The sequence below is a fragment of the Methylorubrum thiocyanatum genome (assembly GCA_014138645.1).
GTDB lineage: Bacteria > Pseudomonadota > Alphaproteobacteria > Rhizobiales > Beijerinckiaceae > Methylobacterium > Methylobacterium thiocyanatum.
The window spans coordinates 59599-78779 of the sequence record JACJIB010000004.1 but is presented as its reverse complement, the minus strand read 5'-3'; the positions used below and the strand labels follow the sequence as shown (position 1 = coordinate 78779).

The 19181-nt window shown below is 71.4% G+C and carries 19 protein-coding genes; 14 read left to right on the top strand and 5 right to left on the bottom strand.

Going from position 1 to position 19181, the window contains the following annotated elements; all coding sequences use genetic code 11:
• The first annotated feature begins 165 nt into the window (after positions 1-165).
• The gene (locus tag HNR51_RS11600) at positions 166-420 is read left to right on the top strand and encodes a hypothetical protein (RefSeq protein ID WP_012456513.1); all 255 of its coding nucleotides are present in this window, start codon (positions 166-168) and stop codon (positions 418-420) included.
• A 188-nt stretch (positions 421-608) separates the two neighbouring features.
• On the opposite strand, the gene HNR51_RS11595 is transcribed toward HNR51_RS11600, so the two are convergent.
• Positions 609-1949, bottom strand: coding sequence for a dihydroorotase (locus HNR51_RS11595; RefSeq protein ID WP_182555047.1), 1341 nt, complete (start codon positions 1947-1949; stop codon positions 609-611).
• Between the two features lie 134 nt (positions 1950-2083).
• Between HNR51_RS11595 and ygfZ the strand changes: the two genes are divergently transcribed.
• From ygfZ to dxs, 6 genes are all read left to right on the top strand, one after another.
• On the top strand, positions 2084-2941 hold the full coding sequence (gene ygfZ, locus HNR51_RS11590; RefSeq protein ID WP_182555046.1) for a CAF17-like 4Fe-4S cluster assembly/insertion protein YgfZ: 858 nt from the start codon (positions 2084-2086) through the stop codon (positions 2939-2941).
• The gene (locus tag HNR51_RS11585) at positions 2938-3579 is read left to right on the top strand and encodes a DNA-3-methyladenine glycosylase I (protein WP_182555045.1); all 642 of its coding nucleotides are present in this window, start codon (positions 2938-2940) and stop codon (positions 3577-3579) included. Before ygfZ ends, HNR51_RS11585 begins: the two co-directional genes overlap by 4 nt.
• Positions 3580-3617: 38 nt before the next feature.
• The gene (locus HNR51_RS11580; RefSeq protein WP_182555353.1) at positions 3618-4208 is read left to right on the top strand and encodes an HD domain-containing protein; all 591 of its coding nucleotides are present in this window, start codon (positions 3618-3620) and stop codon (positions 4206-4208) included.
• Positions 4209-4397: 189 nt separating this feature from the next.
• Positions 4398-4910, top strand: coding sequence for a tyrosine phosphatase family protein (locus HNR51_RS11575; protein WP_182555044.1), 513 nt, complete (start codon positions 4398-4400; stop codon positions 4908-4910).
• A gap of 98 nt (positions 4911-5008) precedes the next feature.
• Entirely contained in the window at positions 5009-5290 is a 282-nt protein-coding gene (locus HNR51_RS11570) for an exodeoxyribonuclease VII small subunit (RefSeq protein ID WP_096487043.1), read from the top strand.
• An 89-nt stretch (positions 5291-5379) separates the two neighbouring features.
• The gene (dxs, locus tag HNR51_RS11565; RefSeq protein ID WP_182555043.1) at positions 5380-7356 is read left to right on the top strand and encodes a 1-deoxy-D-xylulose-5-phosphate synthase; all 1977 of its coding nucleotides are present in this window, start codon (positions 5380-5382) and stop codon (positions 7354-7356) included.
• Positions 7357-7402: 46 nt separating this feature from the next.
• Here dxs and HNR51_RS11560 read toward each other — a convergent pair whose 3' ends face one another.
• Positions 7403-8008, bottom strand: a complete 606-nt coding sequence (locus HNR51_RS11560) for a superoxide dismutase family protein (RefSeq protein WP_012456521.1) — start codon at positions 8006-8008, stop codon at positions 7403-7405.
• 225 nt (positions 8009-8233) lie between these two features.
• On the opposite strand from HNR51_RS11560, the gene HNR51_RS11555 reads away from it, so the two are divergent.
• Both HNR51_RS11555 and HNR51_RS11550 read left to right on the top strand, forming a co-directional pair.
• The gene (locus HNR51_RS11555; protein WP_012456522.1) at positions 8234-8983 is read left to right on the top strand and encodes a TlyA family RNA methyltransferase; all 750 of its coding nucleotides are present in this window, start codon (positions 8234-8236) and stop codon (positions 8981-8983) included.
• The gene (locus HNR51_RS11550) at positions 8973-10286 is read left to right on the top strand and encodes a class I SAM-dependent RNA methyltransferase (protein WP_182555042.1); all 1314 of its coding nucleotides are present in this window, start codon (positions 8973-8975) and stop codon (positions 10284-10286) included. Before HNR51_RS11555 ends, HNR51_RS11550 begins: the two co-directional genes overlap by 11 nt.
• Positions 10287-10361: 75 nt before the next feature.
• Here the strand turns inward: HNR51_RS11550 and HNR51_RS11545 are convergent, their stop codons facing one another.
• Positions 10362-11642, bottom strand: coding sequence for a glycosyltransferase family 61 protein (locus HNR51_RS11545; protein ID WP_210279996.1), 1281 nt, complete (start codon positions 11640-11642; stop codon positions 10362-10364).
• A gap of 261 nt (positions 11643-11903) precedes the next feature.
• Between HNR51_RS11545 and HNR51_RS11540 the strand changes: the two genes are divergently transcribed.
• A complete protein-coding gene (locus HNR51_RS11540) occupies positions 11904-12908 on the top strand; it encodes an alginate O-acetyltransferase AlgX-related protein (RefSeq protein ID WP_182555041.1) in 1005 nt (334 codons plus the stop codon).
• Between the two features lie 9 nt (positions 12909-12917).
• Here HNR51_RS11540 and HNR51_RS11535 read toward each other — a convergent pair whose 3' ends face one another.
• Positions 12918-13646 (bottom strand): SOS response-associated peptidase, encoded by a 729-nt coding sequence (locus HNR51_RS11535; protein WP_182555351.1) that lies wholly within the window; start codon positions 13644-13646, stop codon positions 12918-12920.
• Positions 13647-13901: 255 nt separating this feature from the next.
• Between HNR51_RS11535 and HNR51_RS11530 the strand changes: the two genes are divergently transcribed.
• The 3 genes from HNR51_RS11530 to ada all read left to right on the top strand — a co-directional run bounded on the left by HNR51_RS11530 (position 13902) and on the right by ada (position 17494).
• On the top strand, positions 13902-15122 hold the full coding sequence (locus tag HNR51_RS11530; RefSeq protein WP_012456527.1) for a GNAT family N-acetyltransferase: 1221 nt from the start codon (positions 13902-13904) through the stop codon (positions 15120-15122).
• Positions 15119-16276 (top strand): M20 aminoacylase family protein, encoded by a 1158-nt coding sequence (locus HNR51_RS11525; protein WP_182555040.1) that lies wholly within the window; start codon positions 15119-15121, stop codon positions 16274-16276. The genes HNR51_RS11530 and HNR51_RS11525 overlap by 4 nt, the downstream gene beginning before the upstream one ends.
• A 135-nt stretch (positions 16277-16411) precedes the next feature.
• Complete coding sequence (ada, locus tag HNR51_RS11520; RefSeq protein WP_182555039.1) at positions 16412-17494, top strand: bifunctional DNA-binding transcriptional regulator/O6-methylguanine-DNA methyltransferase Ada; 1083 nt, start codon at positions 16412-16414, stop codon at positions 17492-17494.
• 4 nt (positions 17495-17498) lie between these two features.
• On the opposite strand, the gene HNR51_RS11515 is transcribed toward ada, so the two are convergent.
• Entirely contained in the window at positions 17499-18533 is a 1035-nt protein-coding gene (locus HNR51_RS11515; protein WP_182555038.1) for a cation diffusion facilitator family transporter, read from the bottom strand.
• 182 nt (positions 18534-18715) lie between these two features.
• Between HNR51_RS11515 and HNR51_RS11510 the strand changes: the two genes are divergently transcribed.
• Entirely contained in the window at positions 18716-19138 is a 423-nt protein-coding gene (locus HNR51_RS11510; RefSeq protein WP_182555037.1) for an HIT family protein, read from the top strand.
• Positions 19139-19181: the final 43 nt, after the last annotated feature.

The window sequence follows — 19181 nt, the reverse complement described above, 5'->3', positions numbered from 1 at the left end:
GTTTGTGGCAGGCGCGCCACAGTGCCGGTCCGTTGCAAAAAACCTTCGCAATCGCGCGGTCGCATTAACCTCTTCGCAATTCCCTGCTTCCCGGCCCGTGAAGGCTGCCGTATCGTGGCGATGTCTTGCCGGCACTGTTCCGGCCGAGAAGTGAAGCCACCCGCCATGATCCACGACTCCGACACCGCTCCCTTCGACGTCGATGCGGAGAGCAAGCGCCTCGCGCTCGGACTCGTGACGGAGGCCTTCGCCGAAGGCTGTCTCGACGGGATCGACGGCGACTGCATGGCTCAGGCCGCCCTGTTCGCGGCGTTCCAGGAACTGGTCGCGACCTATGGCGAGGACGCCACCGCCCGCTACGCCGAATCCCTGCCCGAGCGCATCCGCGGCGGCGGCTTCACCACGACGCTTCAGCACTGAGAGGCGACGCCGGCCGCGCGGGCGAGTGTCGCCGCGACACCGCACATCCCATACGCCGCCTCGTCCTGAGGTGCCGCCGCGAAACGGAGGCCTCGAAGGATCGTCCAGCGATCGCGCACGGGAAGACCCCTCGAGGCCGCTTCCCAGCGCTTCAGCGTGAGGTTTTGGGTGAGAGGGCCGGCCGGTCGTTAACCCGCGGCCGGCAGCGCCTCCTCGAACACGACCGCTTCGCCCCGGGACGGGTTGGTTAATTCGCCCTGCCACATCACCGGGGTGCCGCGCACCACGGTGCCCACCGGCCAGCCGGTGACGGTGACGCCGTCATAGGGCGTCCAGCCGCATTTCGAGGCGATCCACGCGTTGCGGATGGTCTCGCGGCGCTTGAGGTCCACCACCGTCACGTCGGCGTCGTAGCCCACGGCGAGCCGCCCTTTCCGGGCGATGCCGAACAGGCGCTTGGGGCCGGCGCTCGTGAGATCGACGAGCCGGGCGAGCGAGAGCCGTCCGGCATTCACGTGGTCGAGCATGATCGGCACCAGCGTCTGCACGCCGGTCATCCCCGAGGGGGAATCCGGATAGGGCTTGGCCTTCTCCTCGAGCGTGTGCGGCGCGTGGTCGGAGCCGAGCACGTCGACGACGCCGTCGCCAAGACCGCGCCAGATCCCGTCGCGATGCCCGGCGTCACGCACCGGCGGGTTCATCTGCACCAGCGTCCCGAGCCGGGCGTAGGCCTCGCCGCCGTCGATCGTGAGGTGGTGCGGCGTCACCTCGACGCTCGCCACGTCCTTGGCGTCCGCCAGGATCGGCATCTCGTCCGCGGTCGAGATGTGCAGGATGTGGATGCGCGCGCCCGTCTCCCGCGCGATCGCGATCAGGCGGCGGGTGGCCTTCACCGCTACCTCTGGCGAGCGCCAGACCGGGTGCGAAGACGGGTCACCCGGCACGCGCAGCTCCTTGCGCTCGCGCAGCATCGGCTCGTCCTCCGAATGGAAGGCGGCCCGGCGGCGGATGCGGCTCAGGATCGCGCGCACGCCGGCATCGTCCTCGACCAGGAGCGAGCCGGTGGAGGAGCCGATGAACACCTTGATCCCGGCCGCCCCCGGCAGCCGCTCCAGCTCGGCCACCTCCGCCGCGTTCTCGTGGGTGCCCCCGACCCAGAAGGCGAAGTCGCAATGCATCCGGTGATGGGCGCGGGCGACCTTGTCGGCGAGCGCCGCGGCGCTGGTCGTCTGCGGGTTGGTGTTGGGCATCTCGAACACCGCCGTGACGCCGCCCATCACCGCTGCGCGCGAGCCCGTCTCAAGATCCTCCTTGTGATCGAGGCCGGGCTCGCGGAAATGCACTTGGCTGTCGATTACGCCGGGCAGGAGATGCAGGCCGCGGCAGTCCCGCCGCTCCTGCGCCGCCGCGCCCGCGAGGTCGCCGATGGCCGCCACCCGTCCGCCGCGGATGCCGAGGTCGGCGAGGGCGGCGCCGTCGTGGTTCACCACCGTGCCGCCGGACAGGACGAGGTCGAAAGGCGCTTCCATCGGGCTCTCCCGGTTCGCGAGGGTGCGCAGGGGTGCGCAAGGGTGCGATTGAGACGAGGATAGCCGCGGCTTATGTCAGGCGTCCCACACGCGCAACGCCACCCGTGCCTCGCCCGCGCCCCGAAGGAGATGCCATGCCGATCGCCCTGCTGCCGGACCGAGCCGTCGTCGCCGTGTCGGGGCCGGATGCGACCGCCTTCCTGCAAGGCATCCTCACCTGCAATGTCGAGACGCTTCCCGAGGGTGAGGCGCGGCTCGGCGCGCTGCTGACGCCCCAGGGCAAGATCCAGTTCGATTTTTTGCTCTCTCGCGACGGCGGTGACGGTTTCAGGCTCGATGTGGCCGCCGAGCGCGTCCCCGATCTCCTCAAGCGGCTCGGTCTCTACCGCCTGCGGGCCAAGGTGACGGTGGCCGCCGACCCGACGCTCGGCGTCGCGGCCGCGTGGGACGGGTCCGAGACGGCTGCCGACACGGTGCGGGTGCGCGACGGGCGCCTCCCCGCTTTGGGCGAGCGGCTGTACTTTTCGCAAGGTGCCTTCTCGGCGGACGCGACGGAGGAGGATTACCACGCCCACCGCATCGGCCTCGGCGTGCCGGAGGGGGGGCGCGACTTCGCGCTCAGTGACGCCTTCCCGCACGAGGCGCTGATGGACCAGCTCGGCGGCGTCGATTTCAAGAAGGGCTGCTATGTCGGCCAGGAGGTCGTCTCGCGGATGCAGCACCGCGGCACCGCCCGCACCCGCATCCTGCCGATCGTCTACCGCGACGGTCCGGCCCCGGCGCCCGGCACCGAGGTGACGGCCGGTGCCCGCAGCCTCGGCACGACGGGCAGTGCCGCGGGCCATCGCGGGCTCGCCACCATCCGCCTCGACCGTCTCGGCGATGCGCTGGCCGCCGACGAGCCGGTGCGGGCGGGCGGCACCGTCGCGGCCGTGGGCAAGCCGGATTTCGCGACCTTCGCCTTCCCCACCGACACGGCCGCGGCCGGATGAGCGAAGCCGCCTCCGGACTGATCACCGGCCATGCCGACGGCTGCCCGCGCTGCTGGTGGCCAGGGCACGACCCGCTCTATGTCGCCTATCACGACACCGAGTGGGGCGTGCCGGAGACCGATTCCCGCGCCTTGTACGAAAAGCTGATCCTCGACGGGTTCCAGGCGGGCCTGTCGTGGATCACCATCCTGCGCCGCCGCGAGGGGTTTCGCCGGGCCTTCGAAGGCTTCGAGCCGGAGCGCGTGGCCCGCTTCACCGAGGCCGATGTCGAGCGGCTGATGGGCGACACCGGCATCATCCGCAACCGCGCCAAGATCCGCGGCGCGATCGCCGGCGCCCGGGCGTGGCTCGCCATCGAGGAGGCGGGTCCGGGCTTCTCGGCCTTTCTCTGGGACTTTTGCGACGGCCGCCCGATCCAGACAAACGCGGCCACCCGCGCCGAGATCGCCACCGAAACCGATTTGTCGCGAAAGATGGGCAAGGCTCTGAAGGCGAAGGGCTTTACCTTCTGCGGCCCGACCATCGTTCACGCCTTCATGCAGGCGGTCGGCATGGTCAACGACCATCTCACCGGCTGCCACCGCCACGCCGCCTGCGCCACCCTCGGTGCCGCGTTGCGTGAGGGGCGCCATCCGTGACGGTCCCCGCGAAGAAACAGCCGCGGGCGTGGCAGCGGATGCTGTCGGGCCGCCGCCTCGACCTGCTCGACCCCTCGCCGCTCGATGTCGAGATCACCGACATCGCCCATGGGCTCGCCCGCGTCGCCCGCTGGAACGGGCAGACGGCGGGGCCGCACGTCTTCTCCGTGGCACAGCACTCGCTGCTGGTGGAGGCGATCGGCGGCGCCCTCGATCCGCGGCTCGGGGGCCCGGAGCGCCTCGAACTGCTGCTGCACGACGCGCCGGAATACGTGATCGGCGACATCATCTCGCCGCTCAAGGCCGCCATCGGCGATGCCTATCGCAGCGTCGAGCGGCGCCTGCTCGCGGCGATCCGCCAGCGTTTCGGCCTCTCCGCCCCCTCGCCGGCCCTCTCGCGCCTCGTCAAGCGCGCCGACCGGATCGCCGCCGCGATCGAGGCGACCCGGCTCGCGGGCTTTTCAGGCGCGGAGGCCGACGGGATCTTCGGCTGCCCGCCGGCCCTGCCCGAGCCCGTTCGCGGGGAGATCGAGCGGCTGATCGCCGGATGGCCGACGGCGGAGGCGGAGGCGTGCTATCTCGCCCGCTTCGAGACGCTCCAGCGCGGTGCGTCGGCCGTTTTCAGTTGATGCCTCGATACCGGCTCCTCCGTCATCCCGGGGCCGCGCAGCGGAACCCGGGATCCACCCGTGACGCGGGGCCCACGGCCATGTCGAGGCCGGCCGTGGATTCCGGGTTCGCTTTTCAGCGCCCCGGAATGACGTTGGGTCGGTTGAAACGAACCGATTAGCCGGAAACCGTGTGAGATTGGCAAGACAATGCCCACCCTCCACATCTGCCCCCTCTCCCGTCTGCCCGAGACCGTCGCCGCCACCGGCGCGAGCCATCTCGTGACGCTGGCCACCCTCGGCAGCACGGTCGAGCGCCCGGCCGCGATCCGCCCGGAGCACCACCTGCGGGTTGGGTTCAGCGACATCGTCGCGCCCATGGAGGGCCACCTGCCGCCGGGCGAGGCGCATGTCCGGGCCGTGCTCGATTTCGTGGCGGCGTGGCCGCGCGAAAAACCGATGGTGCTCCACTGCTATGCCGGGATCAGCCGCTCGACGGCCGCGGCCTTCGCCGCTTCCTGCGCCCTGCAGCCGGACCGGGACGAGGCCGAACTCGCGCGGGAGCTGCGGCGGCTCGCGCCGAGCGCCACGCCGAACCGCCTGTTCGTGGAGATCGCCGACCGCCTGCTCGGACGCCAGGGACGGATGAGCGCGGCCATCGCCGAAATCGGGCGCGGGGCGGAGGCCTTCGAGGGAACGCCGTTCCAATTCACCCTGGCGTGACCTGACGTCTGCGGACCGCGGAGATCGGTCGCACGCAATCGACCCGGACTTGTGCGACCGCACGTCGCCCGTCATAACCCGCCCCAAAGGGAATCCGGATGAACGATCAGACACCCGACGGATCTGCACCCGACGCCGCTGCGGCGCAGACGCCGGACGATCTGCCGTTCGAGCGTGCGATGGAGCAGCTCGAGGAGATCGTGCGCCGGCTGGAGCGCGGCGACGTTCCCCTCGATGAGTCGGTGGCGATCTACGAGCGCGGCGAGGCGCTCAAGCGTCACTGCGAAACCCTGCTGAAGCGGGCCGAGGCGCGGATCCAGAAGATCGCCATCGGCCCGGACGGGCGGGCCGCCGGCACCGCCCCGCTCGACGTCGAGTAGGCGGGCCGGGTGCGGGTTCACTTCCAACGAAACTCATCGCACGCAAAGCTTTGCGCGCTTTTCTTCACTTCGGGCATGAGGCTGGTCCGGTGGCACTAGCGGACACGACGATCCTCGAGGGTCTTGAGACGCCGGATCGTCTCCGGCTTCTGCCGGAGAGCGAGCTGCAGCGGGTCGCCGACGCGGTGCGCGCCGAGATGATCGACGCCGTGTCGATCACCGGCGGCCATCTCGGCTCGGGGCTCGGCGTGGTCGAGCTGACGGTGGCGCTCCACCACGTCTTCGACACCCCCGACGACCGCATCGTCTGGGACGTCGGCCACCAGTGCTACCCGCACAAGATCCTCACCGGCCGCCGCGACCGCATCCGCACGCTCCGCCAGGGCGGCGGCCTGTCCGGCTTCACCAAGCGCTCGGAGAGCCCGTACGACCCCTTCGGCGCGGCGCATTCCTCGACCTCGATCTCGGCCGCGCTCGGGATGGCGGTCGCGCGCGATCTCGACGATGCCGAGGCCAAGGCGAAGGGCGAGGCGCCGGGGAAGCGCCGCAACATGATCGCGGTGATCGGCGACGGCTCGATGTCGGCGGGCATGGCCTACGAGGCCATGAACAATGCCGGCGCGCTGCATTCGCGCCTGATCGTCATCCTCAACGACAACGACATGTCGATCGCGCCCCCCGTCGGCGCCATGTCGGCCTATCTCGCACGGCTCGCTTCGGGGGGCACCTACCGGAGCTTGCGCGAGACCGCCAAGCAGCTGGGAAAACTGCTGCCGAAGGCGCTCTACCAGCGCGCGGCGGCGGCCGAGGAATATGCCCGCTCGCTGATCGTCGGCGGCGGCACGATGTTCGAGGAGATGGGCTTCCACTATGTGGGGCCGGTCGACGGGCACAACCTCGACCACCTGCTCCCCGTTCTGAAGAACGTGCGCGACTCGGATCAGGGTCCGATCCTGCTCCACGTGGTGACGCAGAAGGGCAAGGGCTACGCCCCGGCCGAGGCCTCGGCCGACCGCTACCACGGCGTGGTCAAGTTCGACGTGGTCTCAGGCGTGCAGGCCAAGGCCAAGGCGAACGCCCCGGCCTATACGCGGGTGTTCGGCGAGAGCCTGATCAAGGCGGCGGATGCCGATCCGAAGGTGGTGGCGATCACCGCGGCCATGCCCGGCGGCACCGGCATCGACCTGTTCGGCAAGGCGCATCCCGATAAGACCTTCGACGTCGGCATCGCCGAGCAGCACGCGGTGACCTTTGCCGGCGGTCTGGCGACCGAGGGCTACAAGCCGTTCGTGGCGATCTACTCGACCTTCCTGCAGCGGGCCTACGATCAGGTCGTGCACGACGTGGCCTTGCAGAACCTGCCGGTGCGGTTCTGCCTCGACCGGGCCGGTCTGGTGGGGGCGGACGGGGCGACCCATGCGGGCGCGTTCGATCTGGCCTATCTGTGCTGCCTGCCGAACATGACGGTGATGGCGGCCGCCGACGAGGCCGAGCTGGTGCACATGGTGGCCACCGCGCATGCGCATGACTTGGGGCCGATCGCCCTGCGCTACCCGCGCGGCGAGGGGGTCGGCGTCGAGCTCCCGGAGACCGGCGAGCCGCTGGCCATCGGCCGCGGGCGTGTGGTGCGCCGTCCGGAAGGGGCGCGGGTGGCGTTGCTGTCGCTGGGCACGCGCCTGTCGGAGGCGCTGAAGGCGGCCGACGCGCTGGAGGCGGAGGGTGTTGCGGTGAGCGTGGCGGATGCGCGCTTTGCCAAGCCGCTGGATGCCGAGCTGATCGTGGATCTGGCCAACAGCCACGAGGTTCTGGTGACGGTGGAGGAAGGCTCGGTCGGCGGCTTCGGCGCGATGGTGCTGCACCTGCTGTCGGAGCGCGGCGTTCTGGATGCGGGCCGGGTCCGGGTGCGGACGCTGACGCTGCCGGACGTCTACCAGGACCACGACAAGCCGGAGAAGATGTACGCCGAGGCCGGTCTCGACGCCGAGGGCATCCTCAAGGCCGTCCGCGCCGCCCTGCCGGAAAAGGCGGTGCAGCGCGAAGGCAGCGTGGTGAACCTGAAGCGGTAACCGCCGCACCCGACCCTCCCCCTCGACGGGGGAGGGCTTTCGGAGACTACTTGATCACCGCGCAGCCGATGCGCGGCCCCGCGCCGCCGATGGGCTGGCTGGTGTGGTCGTCCTCGTTGGCGTGGATGATCAGCGCCGAACCGTCGCCATCGCGCAGGCCGCCCTCGCCGGTCAGCGGGGTCTCGCTCGACACCTCCGCATTCACCGAGCCGTCGGCGTTGGCGAAGACGTTGGGCAGGTCGCCCTCGTCCGGACCGTCGGCGTTGAGCAGGCCGTGCTTGCTCTGGTCGTGGTTCACGTGGGCCTTCGACTTCTCGAACTTCTCGGTGTCCGAGCAGTCGCCGACCGCGTGGAAATGGATGCCGTGCCAGCCCGGAGGCAGGCCGCCGGCCCCAATCATCACCCGCATCACGAGCGAGTTCGCCCCGTCGCGGATCATGATCTTGCCGATGGTCTCGCCCTTGCCGTTGGTGATCCCGCTCTCATAGGTCTGCGGCGCGCCGGCCGCCTCCGTCTTGGCGGGAGCCGGCTCCTTCGGGGCCTCCTTGGCGTCCTGCGCGAAGGCGGGTCCGGCCAGGCCCGCGATCAGGGCCGCGGCAAAGGAGATCGAACGCGGAAGGCGTCGAATGGCAGGCGTCGTGGCCCCTCGCATGATGGCACCTCTCATGAACTGACTCACTCCGTTGCTGCACCCCGTCCGGCGCCGCGCCACCGCTTGAGGCGGTACGAGATCCGGGCTACCGCGGCCGGCGGTTCCGGCCCGCCCCGTCTCGGGCGATGCTGTAGGTAACGCGAAGCGGCACCTTTCGACAGGGGACAAGCCGCTTCCATCTCTGTCACCATGACGCGGCCGGGCGTTTTCCGGAAGGGAGATCCGATGACGGGCGAGCGGCTGCGGGCCGACCGGTTCCTGGTCGAGCACGGGCATTTCCGCAGCCGGGCGCAGGCGCGGGCGGCGATCGAAGCCGGCCTCGTCCGCGCCGACGGCTCCCTCGTCACCCGCCCCTCGGACCTCATCGGCGCGGGCGCGCGGATCGAGGCCTCGGCCCCCCACCCCTACGTCTCCCGCGGCGGCCTCAAGCTTGCGGCCGCGCTCGACGCGTTCGGCCTCGACCCCGCCGGCCTGCGCTGTCTCGACGTCGGCGCCTCGACCGGCGGCTTCACCGATGTGCTGCTGCGGCGCGGCGCCGCCCATGTCCACGCCGTCGATGTCGGCCGCGACCAGCTCGACGCCGCCTTGCGCGCCGACCCGCGGGTGACCAGCTTGGAGGGCACCGACATCCGCACCCTCGCCCCCGGCGCGATCGAGCCCGCGCCGCGGCTCGCCACCATCGATGTCAGCTTCATCGGCCTGCGGCTGGTCCTGCCGGCGGTGGCGGCGCAGCTCGCCGGGGAGGCGGCGCTCGCCGCGCTGATCAAGCCGCAATTCGAGGCCGGTCGCGAGCGGGTCGGGCGCGGCGGGATCGTGCGCGACGCGGAGGTTCATGCCGAGGTCTGCGAGGGCGTGCGCGCCGTGCTCGTCGGCCTCGGCTTCACCGTATCGGGACCGATCCCCTCCCCGATCGAGGGCGGCGACGGCAACCGCGAGTTTCTGGTCGCCGCGAGGCGCTCCGCTCATGATGAATGACATGTCCGACGTAACCCGAGAATCCCCGGTCGAAGAGACCCTGACCATCGCCCGGCTCGGCGCCCGCGGCGACGGCCTCACCGAGGGCGGGCTGGCGGTGCCCGGCGCCCTGCCCGGCGAGCGGGTGCGGGTGCATCGCGGCGACCGCGTCGGCACGCTCATCGCCGTGGAGGAGGCCTCGCCGGACCGCATCGCGCCGTTCTGCCCCTACTTCTCCGCCTGCGGCGGCTGCGCCGTGCAGCACCTCGCCCCCGCCCCTTACGCCGAATGGAAGCGCGGTCTGGTCGCCGGCGCGCTGGCGCAGGCGCGGATCGAGACGCAGCTTGCGCCGCTCGTCGATGCGCGCGGTGCCGGCCGGCGCCGCATCACGCTGCATGTGCGCGAGATCGAGGGCCGGGCGAAGGCCGGGCTGATGGCGGCGCGCAGCCACGCGCTCGTGGCGATCGACCATTGCCCGATCACCGTGCCGGGCCTGCACCGGGCGCCCGCGGTGGCGGAGGCGCTGGCCGCCCCGCTCGGGCACGGGCGCAAGCCCCTCGACATCGCCGCCACCGCCACCGTCACCGGGCTCGACATCGACATCCGCGGCCATGGGCCCGTGAGCGAGGGCGTGCGCGGCGTGCTGACCCGGCTCGCCGGCGAACTCGATCTCGCCCGGCTCTCGATCCATGGCGACGTGGTGGTCGAGCGCCGCCCGCCCGAGATCGGCGAGGGGCCGGCCCGGCGCGTGCCCCCGCCCGGCAGCTTCCTCCAGGCGACGCAGGCCGGTGAGGCGACCCTGACCGCCCTGGTGCTGGAGGCGATGGACGAGGGGAAGGCTAAGGTGCGGCGCGTCGGCGACCTGTTCTGCGGCAGCGGTCCCTTCGCCCTGGCCCTCGCCGCGGGCGGCCGCGAGGTCCACGCCGCCGAGGGCGAGGCGGCGGCGATCACCGCCCTCACCCGCGCCTACCGGGCCGGGGCCGGCTATGCCCGGATCACGGCGGAGGCCCGCGACCTGTTCCGCCGCCCCCTGCTCGGCCCGGAACTCGATGCGCTCGACGCCGTGGTGTTCGATCCGCCCCGGGCCGGGGCCGAGGCGCAGGCCCGCCGGATCGCGGAATCGAAGGTGCCCCTCGTCGTCGGCGTCGCCTGCGATCCCGGCACCTTCGCCCGCGACGCGGCGACCCTGATCGCCGGCGGCTACCGGCTGGAGCGGGTCACGCCGGTCGATCAGTTCGCATGGTCGGCCCATGTCGAGCTGGTCGGGGTGTTCCGCAAGGCGGCGCGCAAGCCGGCGGGGAAGACGCTGCGGCGCCCGCGCTAAGCCCTGGTTGAAGGGAAGCCGGGGTTCCACCCCGGCGCCCCGCCAAAGGGATGATCCCTTTGGAAACCCGGGACCTTACCGCAGACCCGCAGCCGCGAGAGCCGCGCACAGGGGCTCGGGATCGATCGCGAAATCCCGAAGATATTCGGGCGCGTCCGACGGGATCCGCGGGCCGAAGACCGCGCGATAGTTCTGGCCGCAGGCGGTGGCGATCTCGCCGTAGAAGAGGTCTTCCCAGCCCTCCGGCACGAGGTGGATGACCGGCGTGCCGGGCCGGCAGAACACCGTGTTGGCCATGCCCGCCCCGGCGATGCCGACCACGATCTCGGCACCCGCGAAGCGAACCACCTGCTGCCGCACGCTGGTGAGTTCGGGGTCGAACGCCTCGAAGCCGAGGTCGCGCAGCCGAGCGAGCACCGCCTCGCGGTTGGCGAGCCCCCGCCCCCGCCCCGGATGCCGATCGACGAACAGGCGACGTCCCCGACCGGTGAGCGCCCGCAGGGCGAACAGCCCGCGCGGCAGGCGCGTCCGCGCGCGCATCTGCCGGGTGAGATCGTCCATGGCGTAGGGGGACTTACCCGTGCTCGGCAGGCTGCACGGCGTGGTGTGGTGCAGGCGGGCGAAGCGGTAGGTCTTGGACCGGTCGAGGAAGCGGATCGAGACGCCGCGTCGGCGGCCGAGAAGAAGCTCGATCGAGTGCCGCCGCGCCGCGTCGAGATGCGGGAAATAGGAGACGAGCGCCACGGTGACCGGCTCCCGCGGATGGCGCTCGCGCAGCCGCGCGAGGCCGCGCAGCCGGGGCAGGTCGTCGATCAGCCAGTGTCCGTAATTGAACGAGCCGGCCGAGTTGAGGAGGAAGACGAGCTCCTCCCCGTCGATCGTCTCGTCCACGCGCCCGAAATCGGGGCCGGGGCCGGTGACCACGTGCCGCTCCTGGGGCCGATAGGTCTCGAACAGCACCTGCGGCCGGCCGTCCTCGACGTGGAACAGGGCGTTGCCGGCGAGGTGGACGTCGCGGGTCTCGCACAGGAGCGTCGGCGGCCCGGCCGGGCGCCGGGCGGCGAGGGCGGCGCCCTGCTTGTCGCGGAAGGCGTCACTGCCGCCGAACAGGCGCGGCGGCGCAGGATCGTGGGCGGGAAAGCCGGGGAACACCTCGCCGAGCACCTGGGTCTGCCGGCTCACGCGGCCCCGCAGCCGGTCGAGCAGGGCGGCATCGCCGGCAAACCCGCCGTCGGAATAGAGGCGCTCCGCCGCGCAGGTGAGGACGAGGTTGTCCTCGATCAGCCGGGCATGCGCCGCAGCCGCCTCCGCTCCCGCCCCGTCCACACGCGCCCCGCCCACACTCGACCCGTCCAAACCGGCTCCTCGCGGATCGACGTCCGCTCAAGGGATTTTCAACCTCACTTGCGCATCGTCCTGGATATCGGATCCGGGACAAGGCGCGAGGCTTTTGTCTCTGCATCATCGCGAAAGCCGGAGACCAGCCTTCGCGATGATGCGCACGCATGTCCTCCGCTCCCGGCCCGATTTGCCTTGGGACCGCGGAGGCCTGTAGGGAGCCCCGGCCCGCCCACACGTTCGGCATCGGCGAAGACGGTTGAGGAAGGGCGGGACTGCGTGTCGGACACGGCCACCGATCAAACCACCGATCACATCCATATCGGCAAGGACGGCTGGCTCTTTCTCGTCGCCGGCAGCAACAACGTCATCGCCCAGTTCAACGAGTCGGGCTTCATGGCCCACCAGAGCGAGCTGTGGCGCCGGCTTATCGCCGCCCGCGCGACGCGGGCACACGGGCTCGGCATCGCCTACCGCCACGTCGTCGTCCCGGAAAAGCTCAGCATCTACGACGATTTCCTGGATGGGATCGCGGTCGATCCCCGCCTCTCCCCGGCCCGCCGCCTGATCCGCGGCCTGCCGCGCCGCCGCTGGCTCTCCCGGCTGAAGGGCCGGCTGCGGGACTGGCCGGTCACCCGCATCCTGCGGCGGACCTGCGTCGACCTCGTCGGGCCGATGCGGGCGGCCCGCGGGGGCGAAGACCTGTTCTACCGCACCGACAGCCACTGGACCTTCGCCGGCTGCCATCTCGCCTATCGCGAGATCTGCCGCGCCCTGGGTGCCGCGCCCTGCCCGGACCTCGCCGAGCGCGGCTCTCGCGAGACCGAGATCTCCGGCGATCTCGGCAGCCGGTTCGATCCGCCCCGCAGTGAGCGGACCCGGATCCACGATCTCCAACGCGACGCGGTGCGCCACTATGCGAGCCCGGTCGTGGCCGCGCGGGAGGCGGCGGGGCGGGCGGACACGCTCCATGTCGGCTCGCACGTGATCTACCGCAACGCCGCGCCCCGCGACCCGCGCCGCCTCGTCCTGTTCGGGGATTCCTACGCGCATTTCGCGCCGCTGATGCTGACCATCATGCTGGCCGAGACCTTCGCCGAGGTGCACTTCGTCTGGAGCACCGCGATCGACTGGCCCTACGTGGAGCGGGTGCGGCCCGACATCCTGCTGACCGAGATCGCCGAACGGTTCATGTTCCGCGTGCCCGACGACGACTTCGACCTCGAGGCCTACGCCGCCGAACGGTTCGGCGAGGAGGCGGTCGGCGGCAGTGCCGCGGCCTGACGGGCGCGCTCAGAACAGTTCGCCCTGGAGCGAGGCGGCCGTCGTCCGGCCCGCGGGTGCGGCCGAGGCCACCGGCTCGGGCAGCCCGACATCGTCGTTGCGCACGCTGTTGACGCGCTCGCTCACGGGATCGAGCCGGAGCCACGCATCGGGGCAGGGCCGGCACAGGCGGGCCGCCTCGGGGGCATCCACGGCCGCGTCGAGCCACGGCGCGATCGCCTCCGGCGCCAGGATCGCGGGCATCCGCTCGTGGATCGCGCTGAGCGTCCCGTTGGCCGAGCAGGTGACGATGGCGGCAGTGTCGACCTCCGAGCCGTCCGCCCCCATCCAGGGCTCCCACAGGCCGGCGAACGCCATCGGCGCCCCATCGGCCCGGCGCACGGCGAAGGGCGTCTTCGTCGCGGTCCGGCCCTCCCCGTCGCGGCGCCATTCGTAGAAGCCGTCGGCGAGGAAGACGCAGCGGCGGTGGCGCAGGGCCCCGCGGAAGGCCGGCTTCTCGGCGGCCGTCTCGATGCGGGCGTTGAACAGGACGGGGAAGCCCGACGGGTCCTTCAGCCAAGCCGGCCACAGGCCCCAGCGCATCAGCCGGAAATGCCGCTCGCCCTGCTCCCGCACCACCACGGGCACGGGCTGGGTCGGGGCCACGTTGAAGCGGCCGGGGAAGTTCGGCTGTTCGGAGTAGCCGTAGAAGGCGCGGTAGACCTCCGGCGGCTGGCCGATGAAGAAGCGTCCGCACATGAGGCGGATATGGGCGCGGGGCCGGTTCGGGATCAAGGCGGGATCCGGCCTCGGCCACAGGGATGACGACGGAGATCCACCCCTCCCCCTTATCCTGAGGTGCCCGCGCCAGCGGGCCTCGAAGGATCCTTCGAGGCTCCGCTTCGCTCCGTACCTCGGGATGAGGGCGCGTGTCGGAGCCGTCCCAGTATGTCGCGCCTCGCCTGTGCAGAACCGGTATCCACATCCGCGCCCGGACGCCCTACCTTGGCGCCCATGACCACCCCCGCGACGGCGAACGCGTCCGAGCCCGTCCTGCAGGTGCGCGCCGTGCCGGGCATGGCCCGGTTCGACGCGGCCGAATGGGACGCGCTCGCGACCTCCCCCGAGACCCTCGCCTCCGGCGACGAGACCTTCAACCCCTTCACCAGCCACGCCTTCCTCTCGGCGCTGGAGGAGGCGGGATGCGTCTCCCGCCGCACCGGCTGGCTGCCGCTGCATGTCCGCGTCGAGCGCGAGGGACGGCTCGTCGCCGCCGCGCCCTGCTACCTGAAGTCCCACAGCCAGGGCGAGTACGTGTTCGACCACGGCTGGGCCGATGCCTACGAGCGGGCCGGCGGCAGCTACTATCCGAAGCTCCAGGTGAGCGTGCCCTTCACCCCCGTGACGGGCCCCCGCTTCCTGATCGCCCCCGGCGAGGATCCCGACGCGGCGGCCGCGGCCCTCGTCGCGGGCCTGCGCGCCCTGCGGTCCGAGACGGAAGCCTCCTCGGTCCACGTCACCTTCATGCGGGCGCGCGAGGCGGAGCAGGCGGCGGCCCTCGGGATGCTGCCGCGCACCGACCAGCAGTTCCACTGGGTGAACGAGGGCTATGCGGGTTTCGACGATTTCCTCGGGGCGCTCGCCTCGCGCAAGCGCAAGGCGATCCGGCGCGAGCGGCGGGAGGCTCTGAGCGAGGGGATCACCGTCGAGCACAGGACCGGCGCCGACATCTCGGAAGCCGACTGGGACGCCTTCTACGCGTTCTACCAGGATACCGGCGCCCGCAAATGGGGCCGGCCCTACCTCAACCGAACGTTCTTCTCGCTCATCGGCGAGCGGATGGCCGACCGCATCCTGCTCGTCATCGCCCGGAATGCGGGCCGGCCGATTGCGGGAGCCATCAACTTCATCGGCGATACCGCGCTCTACGGGCGCAACTGGGGCTGCATCGAGGATCACCCCTTCCTGCATTTCGAGGTCTGCTACTATCAGGCCATCGACTTCGCGATTGCGCGGGGGCTGAAGCGGGTCGAGGCCGGCGCCCAGGGCGAGCACAAGCTCGCCCGCGGCTACCGGCCGGTGCCGATGCATTCGGCCCACGACATCGCCGATCCGGCGCTGGCCCGCGCCGTCGCCGACTATCTGAAGCGGGAGCGCAGCCACGTGCGCGCGGCGATCGCCGAATACGAGGCGATGTCGCCCTTCCGCCGAACCTGCGAGGATTCCAGCGAATGAACGCGATCGACCGCATCCGTGAATACGCCGACGAGCTGACCGCCTTGCGGCGGGATCTCCACGCCCATCCCGAGATCGGCTTCGAGGAGGTCCGCACCTCCGGCATCGTCGCCGAACACCTCGAAAAATTCGGCATCGAGGTGCACCGGGGCCTCGGCAAGACCGGCGTGGTCGGCGTTCTGCAGGGGCGGCCGGGCGCCCGCCGGATCGGCCTGCGCGCCGACATGGACGCCCTGCCGATCACCGAGGAGACCAACCTCCCCTACCGCTCCACCGTGCCGGGAAAGATGCATGCCTGCGGGCATGACGGGCACACCACGATGCTGATCGGTGCCGCCCGCTACCTCGCCGAGACCCGCGACTTCGACGGCACCGCCGTATTCGTGTTCCAGCCGGCGGAGGAGGGCCTGGGCGGCGCCCGCGCGATGATCGCCGACGGCCTGTTCGAGAAATTCCCGGTCGACGAGATCTACGCGATCCACAACGCGCCGCACGGGCCGCACGGCGTCCTTCAGGTGAAGCCCGGCCCGATCATGGCGGCGGCCGATTTCTTCGACATCCGCATTACCGGCCGCGGCGCGCACGCGGCGATGCCGCATCAGGGCATCGACCCGATCGTGATCGCCACGGGGTTGGCCCAGGCGATGCAGTCCATCGTCAGCCGCAACAGCAACCCGCTGAAATCCGCCGTGGTCTCCATCACGCAATTCCACGCGGGCGCGGCCTACAACGTCATTCCCGAGGGGGCGCATCTCGCCGGCACCGTGCGCACCTTCGATGCGGAGCTGCGCAAGCTGATCGCCACCCGCATCCGCGAACTGGCGGCGGGCTTCGCCGCGGCCTACGGCGCCACCATCGAGGTGGATCTGCGCGACGTGTTCTCGGTGCTCGACAACCATCCCGAACAGGCGGCCGCCGCCGCCGAGATTGCCACGGAGCTGTTCGGCTCCGACAAGGTTGAGGCCAACACCGTGCCGCGCATGGGCAGCGAGGATTTCGCCGACATGGTCGCGGCGGTGCCCGGCGCCTATGCCTGGCTCGGGGCCAAGCCGGGGCCGGGCCTGCACAATGCCAGCTTCGACTTCGACGACAGCCTGATCCCGCTCGGCGCGGCCTATCTCGCGCGGATGGTGGAGCGCCGCGCGTCGGCGTGAAGGATGGGCCTCCCTCTCCCCGCATGCGGGGAGAGGGGGCTTGCGACGGCATCGGGATTTGACCGCAAGGGACGGGATGCGCGCGCCACGCTGATCCGTCAGGATCGCCTCATCCGCCCGTCCCGGAGGAAGCCCGTGCTCGCCGAATTCGACGCCATCGCCCCCGACGAAGCGCCGCTCACCGAGGCGCGGATGCGGTCCGCCGTCTCCGCGCGCGATGCCCGCTTCGACGGGCGCTTCGTCTACGCGGTGCGCTCCACGGGCGTCTATTGCCGGCCGGGCTGTCCGTCGCGGGCGGCGCGACCGGAAAACCTCTCCTTCCACGCCGATCCCGCGGAGGCCGAGGCCGCGGGCTTCCGGCCCTGCCGCCGCTGCCGGCCGGACGAGCCGGCCCTGTCCGAGCAGCAGGCGGAAAAAATCACCCGTGCCTGCCGGCTGATCGAGGCGGCGGAGACGCCGCCTTCCCTCGACGCGCTGGCCCGGGCGGCGGGCCTGAGCCCGTTCCATTTCCACCGGACCTTCAAGGCCGTGACGGGGGTGACGCCCAAGGCCTACGGGCAGGCCCACCGCGCGGGCCGCGCCGCCGACAGCCTCGCGGCGGGCGAATCCGTGACCGGGAGCCTCTACGCGGCGGGCTACGGCGCGCCGAGCCGGTTCTATGCCGACGGCGCGAAGCGGCTCGGGATGAGCCCGTCGGCCTACCGCAAGGGCGGCGCGGGCGAGCGCATCGCCTTCGCCACCGCACCCTGCGCCCTCGGGCTCGTGCTGGTGGCGGCGACCGGTCGGGGGATCTGCGCGATCCTCCTCGGCGACGAGGCCGAGGCGCTCCGGCGCGATCTCGCGGCGCGCTTCCCCAGGGCGGAGATCGCGGCCGGTGACGAGAACTTCGCCGCGACGGTGGCCGCAGTGGTCCGTCTGATCGAGGCGCCCGGAGCCGGCCTCGCCCTGCCCCTCGATATCGGCGGCACCGCCTTCCAGCAGCGGGTGTGGCAGGCCCTGCGGGCGATCCCGGCGGGCACCACCGCGACCTACGCGGACATCGCCCGCGCCATCGGCGCACCGGCCGCGGTGCGGGCGGTGGCCATGGCCTGCGGCGCCAACGCGCTGGCGGTGGCGATTCCCTGCCACCGGGTGGTACGCTCGGACGGGGCGCTGTCGGGCTATCGCTGGGGCACGGCGCGGAAGGCGGCGCTGCTCGCCCGCGAGGGGGAGCGGTAGGGGATCAGGCCGGCACGGCCGAGCCGGGCGGGGCCGCGTTCGAACCCGTGTCCGATCCCATGTCCGAATCTTTGGGTGCCGCGGCCGGTGCGCGTCCGGCGGTAGGCCCTTTCCGCGACTGGATCTCGATGAAGACGCGGGTGACGTTGTGGCTCTTGGCCTTGATGCGCTGTTCCAGCCGGGCGACCGTCCGCTCGACCTCGCCCGCGGGCACGTCGTCGGCGAAGTCGAGGCTGAGGTTCACGAGGATGTCCGAGGGGCCGAGATGCTGGGTCAGCACCTCGTTGACGTGCTGCACGGCGGCCTCCTCCCGCACCGCCGCCTGGATCGTGCGCACCACCTCCGGGTCGGCGGCCTCGCCGATCAGCAGGCCGTGGGTCTCGATCATCAGGAAGATCGACATGCCGATCAGCACGAGGCCGATGCCGATCGAGGCCCAGCCGTCCAGCACCGGCATGTCGAGGACGTGGGCGAGCACCACGCCGGTCATGGCGATGACGAGGCCGATCAGCGCGGCGACGTCCTCGACGAGGATGGTGTAGAGCGACGGATCCTTGCTTCGGTGGATCGCGGTGATCGCGCTGCGCTCGCCCTTCTCGGCCCAGAACGCCTTGACCGCGACGAGGCAGGAATACCCCTCCGCCAGGATCGCGAAGCCCAGGATCGAGACGTTCACCCAGAAGCCGGACAGCTGGACGCCGAACACGGTGGCGTCGGCGGCGGGCTCGGGATGCTCGATCTTGTGGGCGCCCTCGTAGATCGCGAAGATGCCGCCGCCGAGAAAGATGAACAGGGCGACGATGAAGGCGTAGAAATACACCTCGCGCCCGTAGCCGAAGGGATGCTTGGCGTCCGCCGGCTTCTTCGCGCGCTTCAGCCCGACCAGCAACAGGAGCTGGTTGGCGGTGTCCACCAGCGAGTGCGCGCCCTCGGCCAGCATCGCCGTTGAACCGGTGAGAAAGGCGCCGACGAACTTCGCCGCCGCGATGGCGAGGTTGGCGCCCGCCGCCGTGTAGATCGCACCCGTGCTCTCGGCCATGTTCCGCTCCCCGGCGCGCATCGCCGTCACGGGGGGCTCAACGCCGCCGTGGAGGCCAAGGTTGCCCGGTGACGGCCGGCCGCCGGGACGGCTTTGGACGGACGCCCGGATCCGGGCTCCGGCGGTGGACGGCGCGGGGCTGCCTGTGCAACCTGCCGCCCGCTTCTGCGAGGAACCGTGCGATGACGCCCTACGATCCGGACAACATCTTCGGAAAGATCCTGCGCGGGGAGATTCCCGCCCACAAGGTCTACGAGGACGAGCACAGCCTCGCCTTCATGGACGTGATGCCCCAGGGCGAGGGCCACACTCTGGTGATCCCGAAGGCGCCCTCGCGCGGGCTGCTCGATGCCGAGCCGCAGACGCTCGCGGCTCTGATCGGCACGGTGCAGCGGGTCGGGCGTGCGGTGAAGGCGGCGTTCGACGCGGACGGGCTGACGCTGTTCCAGTACAACGAGCCGGCGGGCGGGCAGACGGTGTTCCACCTGCATTTCCACCTCGTGCCGCGGCACGACGGCGTGCCGCTGAAGCGCCACGAGGGCGGCATGGCCGACAACGCCGTGCTCGCCGAGCACGCCGCGCGCATCCGGGCGGCCCTGGACTAAGAGTGCCTCACAAAACTCCCGGTCACCGACCGTTCTCGCTCTG

Bases quoted from the DNA above. Each gene is read 5' to 3' on its own strand.
- ygfZ (WP_182555046.1), top strand. From the start codon at position 2,084: ATGCCGATCGCCCTGCTGCCGGACCGAGCCGTCGTCGCCGTGTCGGGG.
- HNR51_RS11600 (WP_012456513.1), top strand. From the start codon at position 166: ATGATCCACGACTCCGACACCGCTCCCTTCGACGTCGATGCGGAGAGC.
- HNR51_RS11570 (WP_096487043.1), top strand. From the start codon at position 5,009: ATGAACGATCAGACACCCGACGGATCTGCACCCGACGCCGCTGCGGCG.
- HNR51_RS11510 (WP_182555037.1), top strand. From the start codon at position 18,716: ATGACGCCCTACGATCCGGACAACATCTTCGGAAAGATCCTGCGCGGG.
- HNR51_RS11555 (WP_012456522.1), top strand. From the start codon at position 8,234: ATGACGGGCGAGCGGCTGCGGGCCGACCGGTTCCTGGTCGAGCACGGG.
- HNR51_RS11595 (WP_182555047.1), bottom strand. From the start codon at position 1,949: ATGGAAGCGCCTTTCGACCTCGTCCTGTCCGGCGGCACGGTGGTGAAC.
- HNR51_RS11530 (WP_012456527.1), top strand. From the start codon at position 13,902: ATGACCACCCCCGCGACGGCGAACGCGTCCGAGCCCGTCCTGCAGGTG.
- HNR51_RS11515 (WP_182555038.1), bottom strand. From the start codon at position 18,533: ATGGCCGAGAGCACGGGTGCGATCTACACGGCGGCGGGCGCCAACCTC.
- HNR51_RS11580 (WP_182555353.1), top strand. From the start codon at position 3,618: ATGCTGTCGGGCCGCCGCCTCGACCTGCTCGACCCCTCGCCGCTCGAT.
- HNR51_RS11550 (WP_182555042.1), top strand. From the start codon at position 8,973: ATGATGAATGACATGTCCGACGTAACCCGAGAATCCCCGGTCGAAGAG.
- HNR51_RS11535 (WP_182555351.1), bottom strand. From the start codon at position 13,646: ATGTGCGGACGCTTCTTCATCGGCCAGCCGCCGGAGGTCTACCGCGCC.
- HNR51_RS11560 (WP_012456521.1), bottom strand. From the start codon at position 8,008: ATGCGAGGGGCCACGACGCCTGCCATTCGACGCCTTCCGCGTTCGATC.
- HNR51_RS11525 (WP_182555040.1), top strand. From the start codon at position 15,119: ATGAACGCGATCGACCGCATCCGTGAATACGCCGACGAGCTGACCGCC.
- HNR51_RS11575 (WP_182555044.1), top strand. From the start codon at position 4,398: ATGCCCACCCTCCACATCTGCCCCCTCTCCCGTCTGCCCGAGACCGTC.
- HNR51_RS11585 (WP_182555045.1), top strand. From the start codon at position 2,938: ATGAGCGAAGCCGCCTCCGGACTGATCACCGGCCATGCCGACGGCTGC.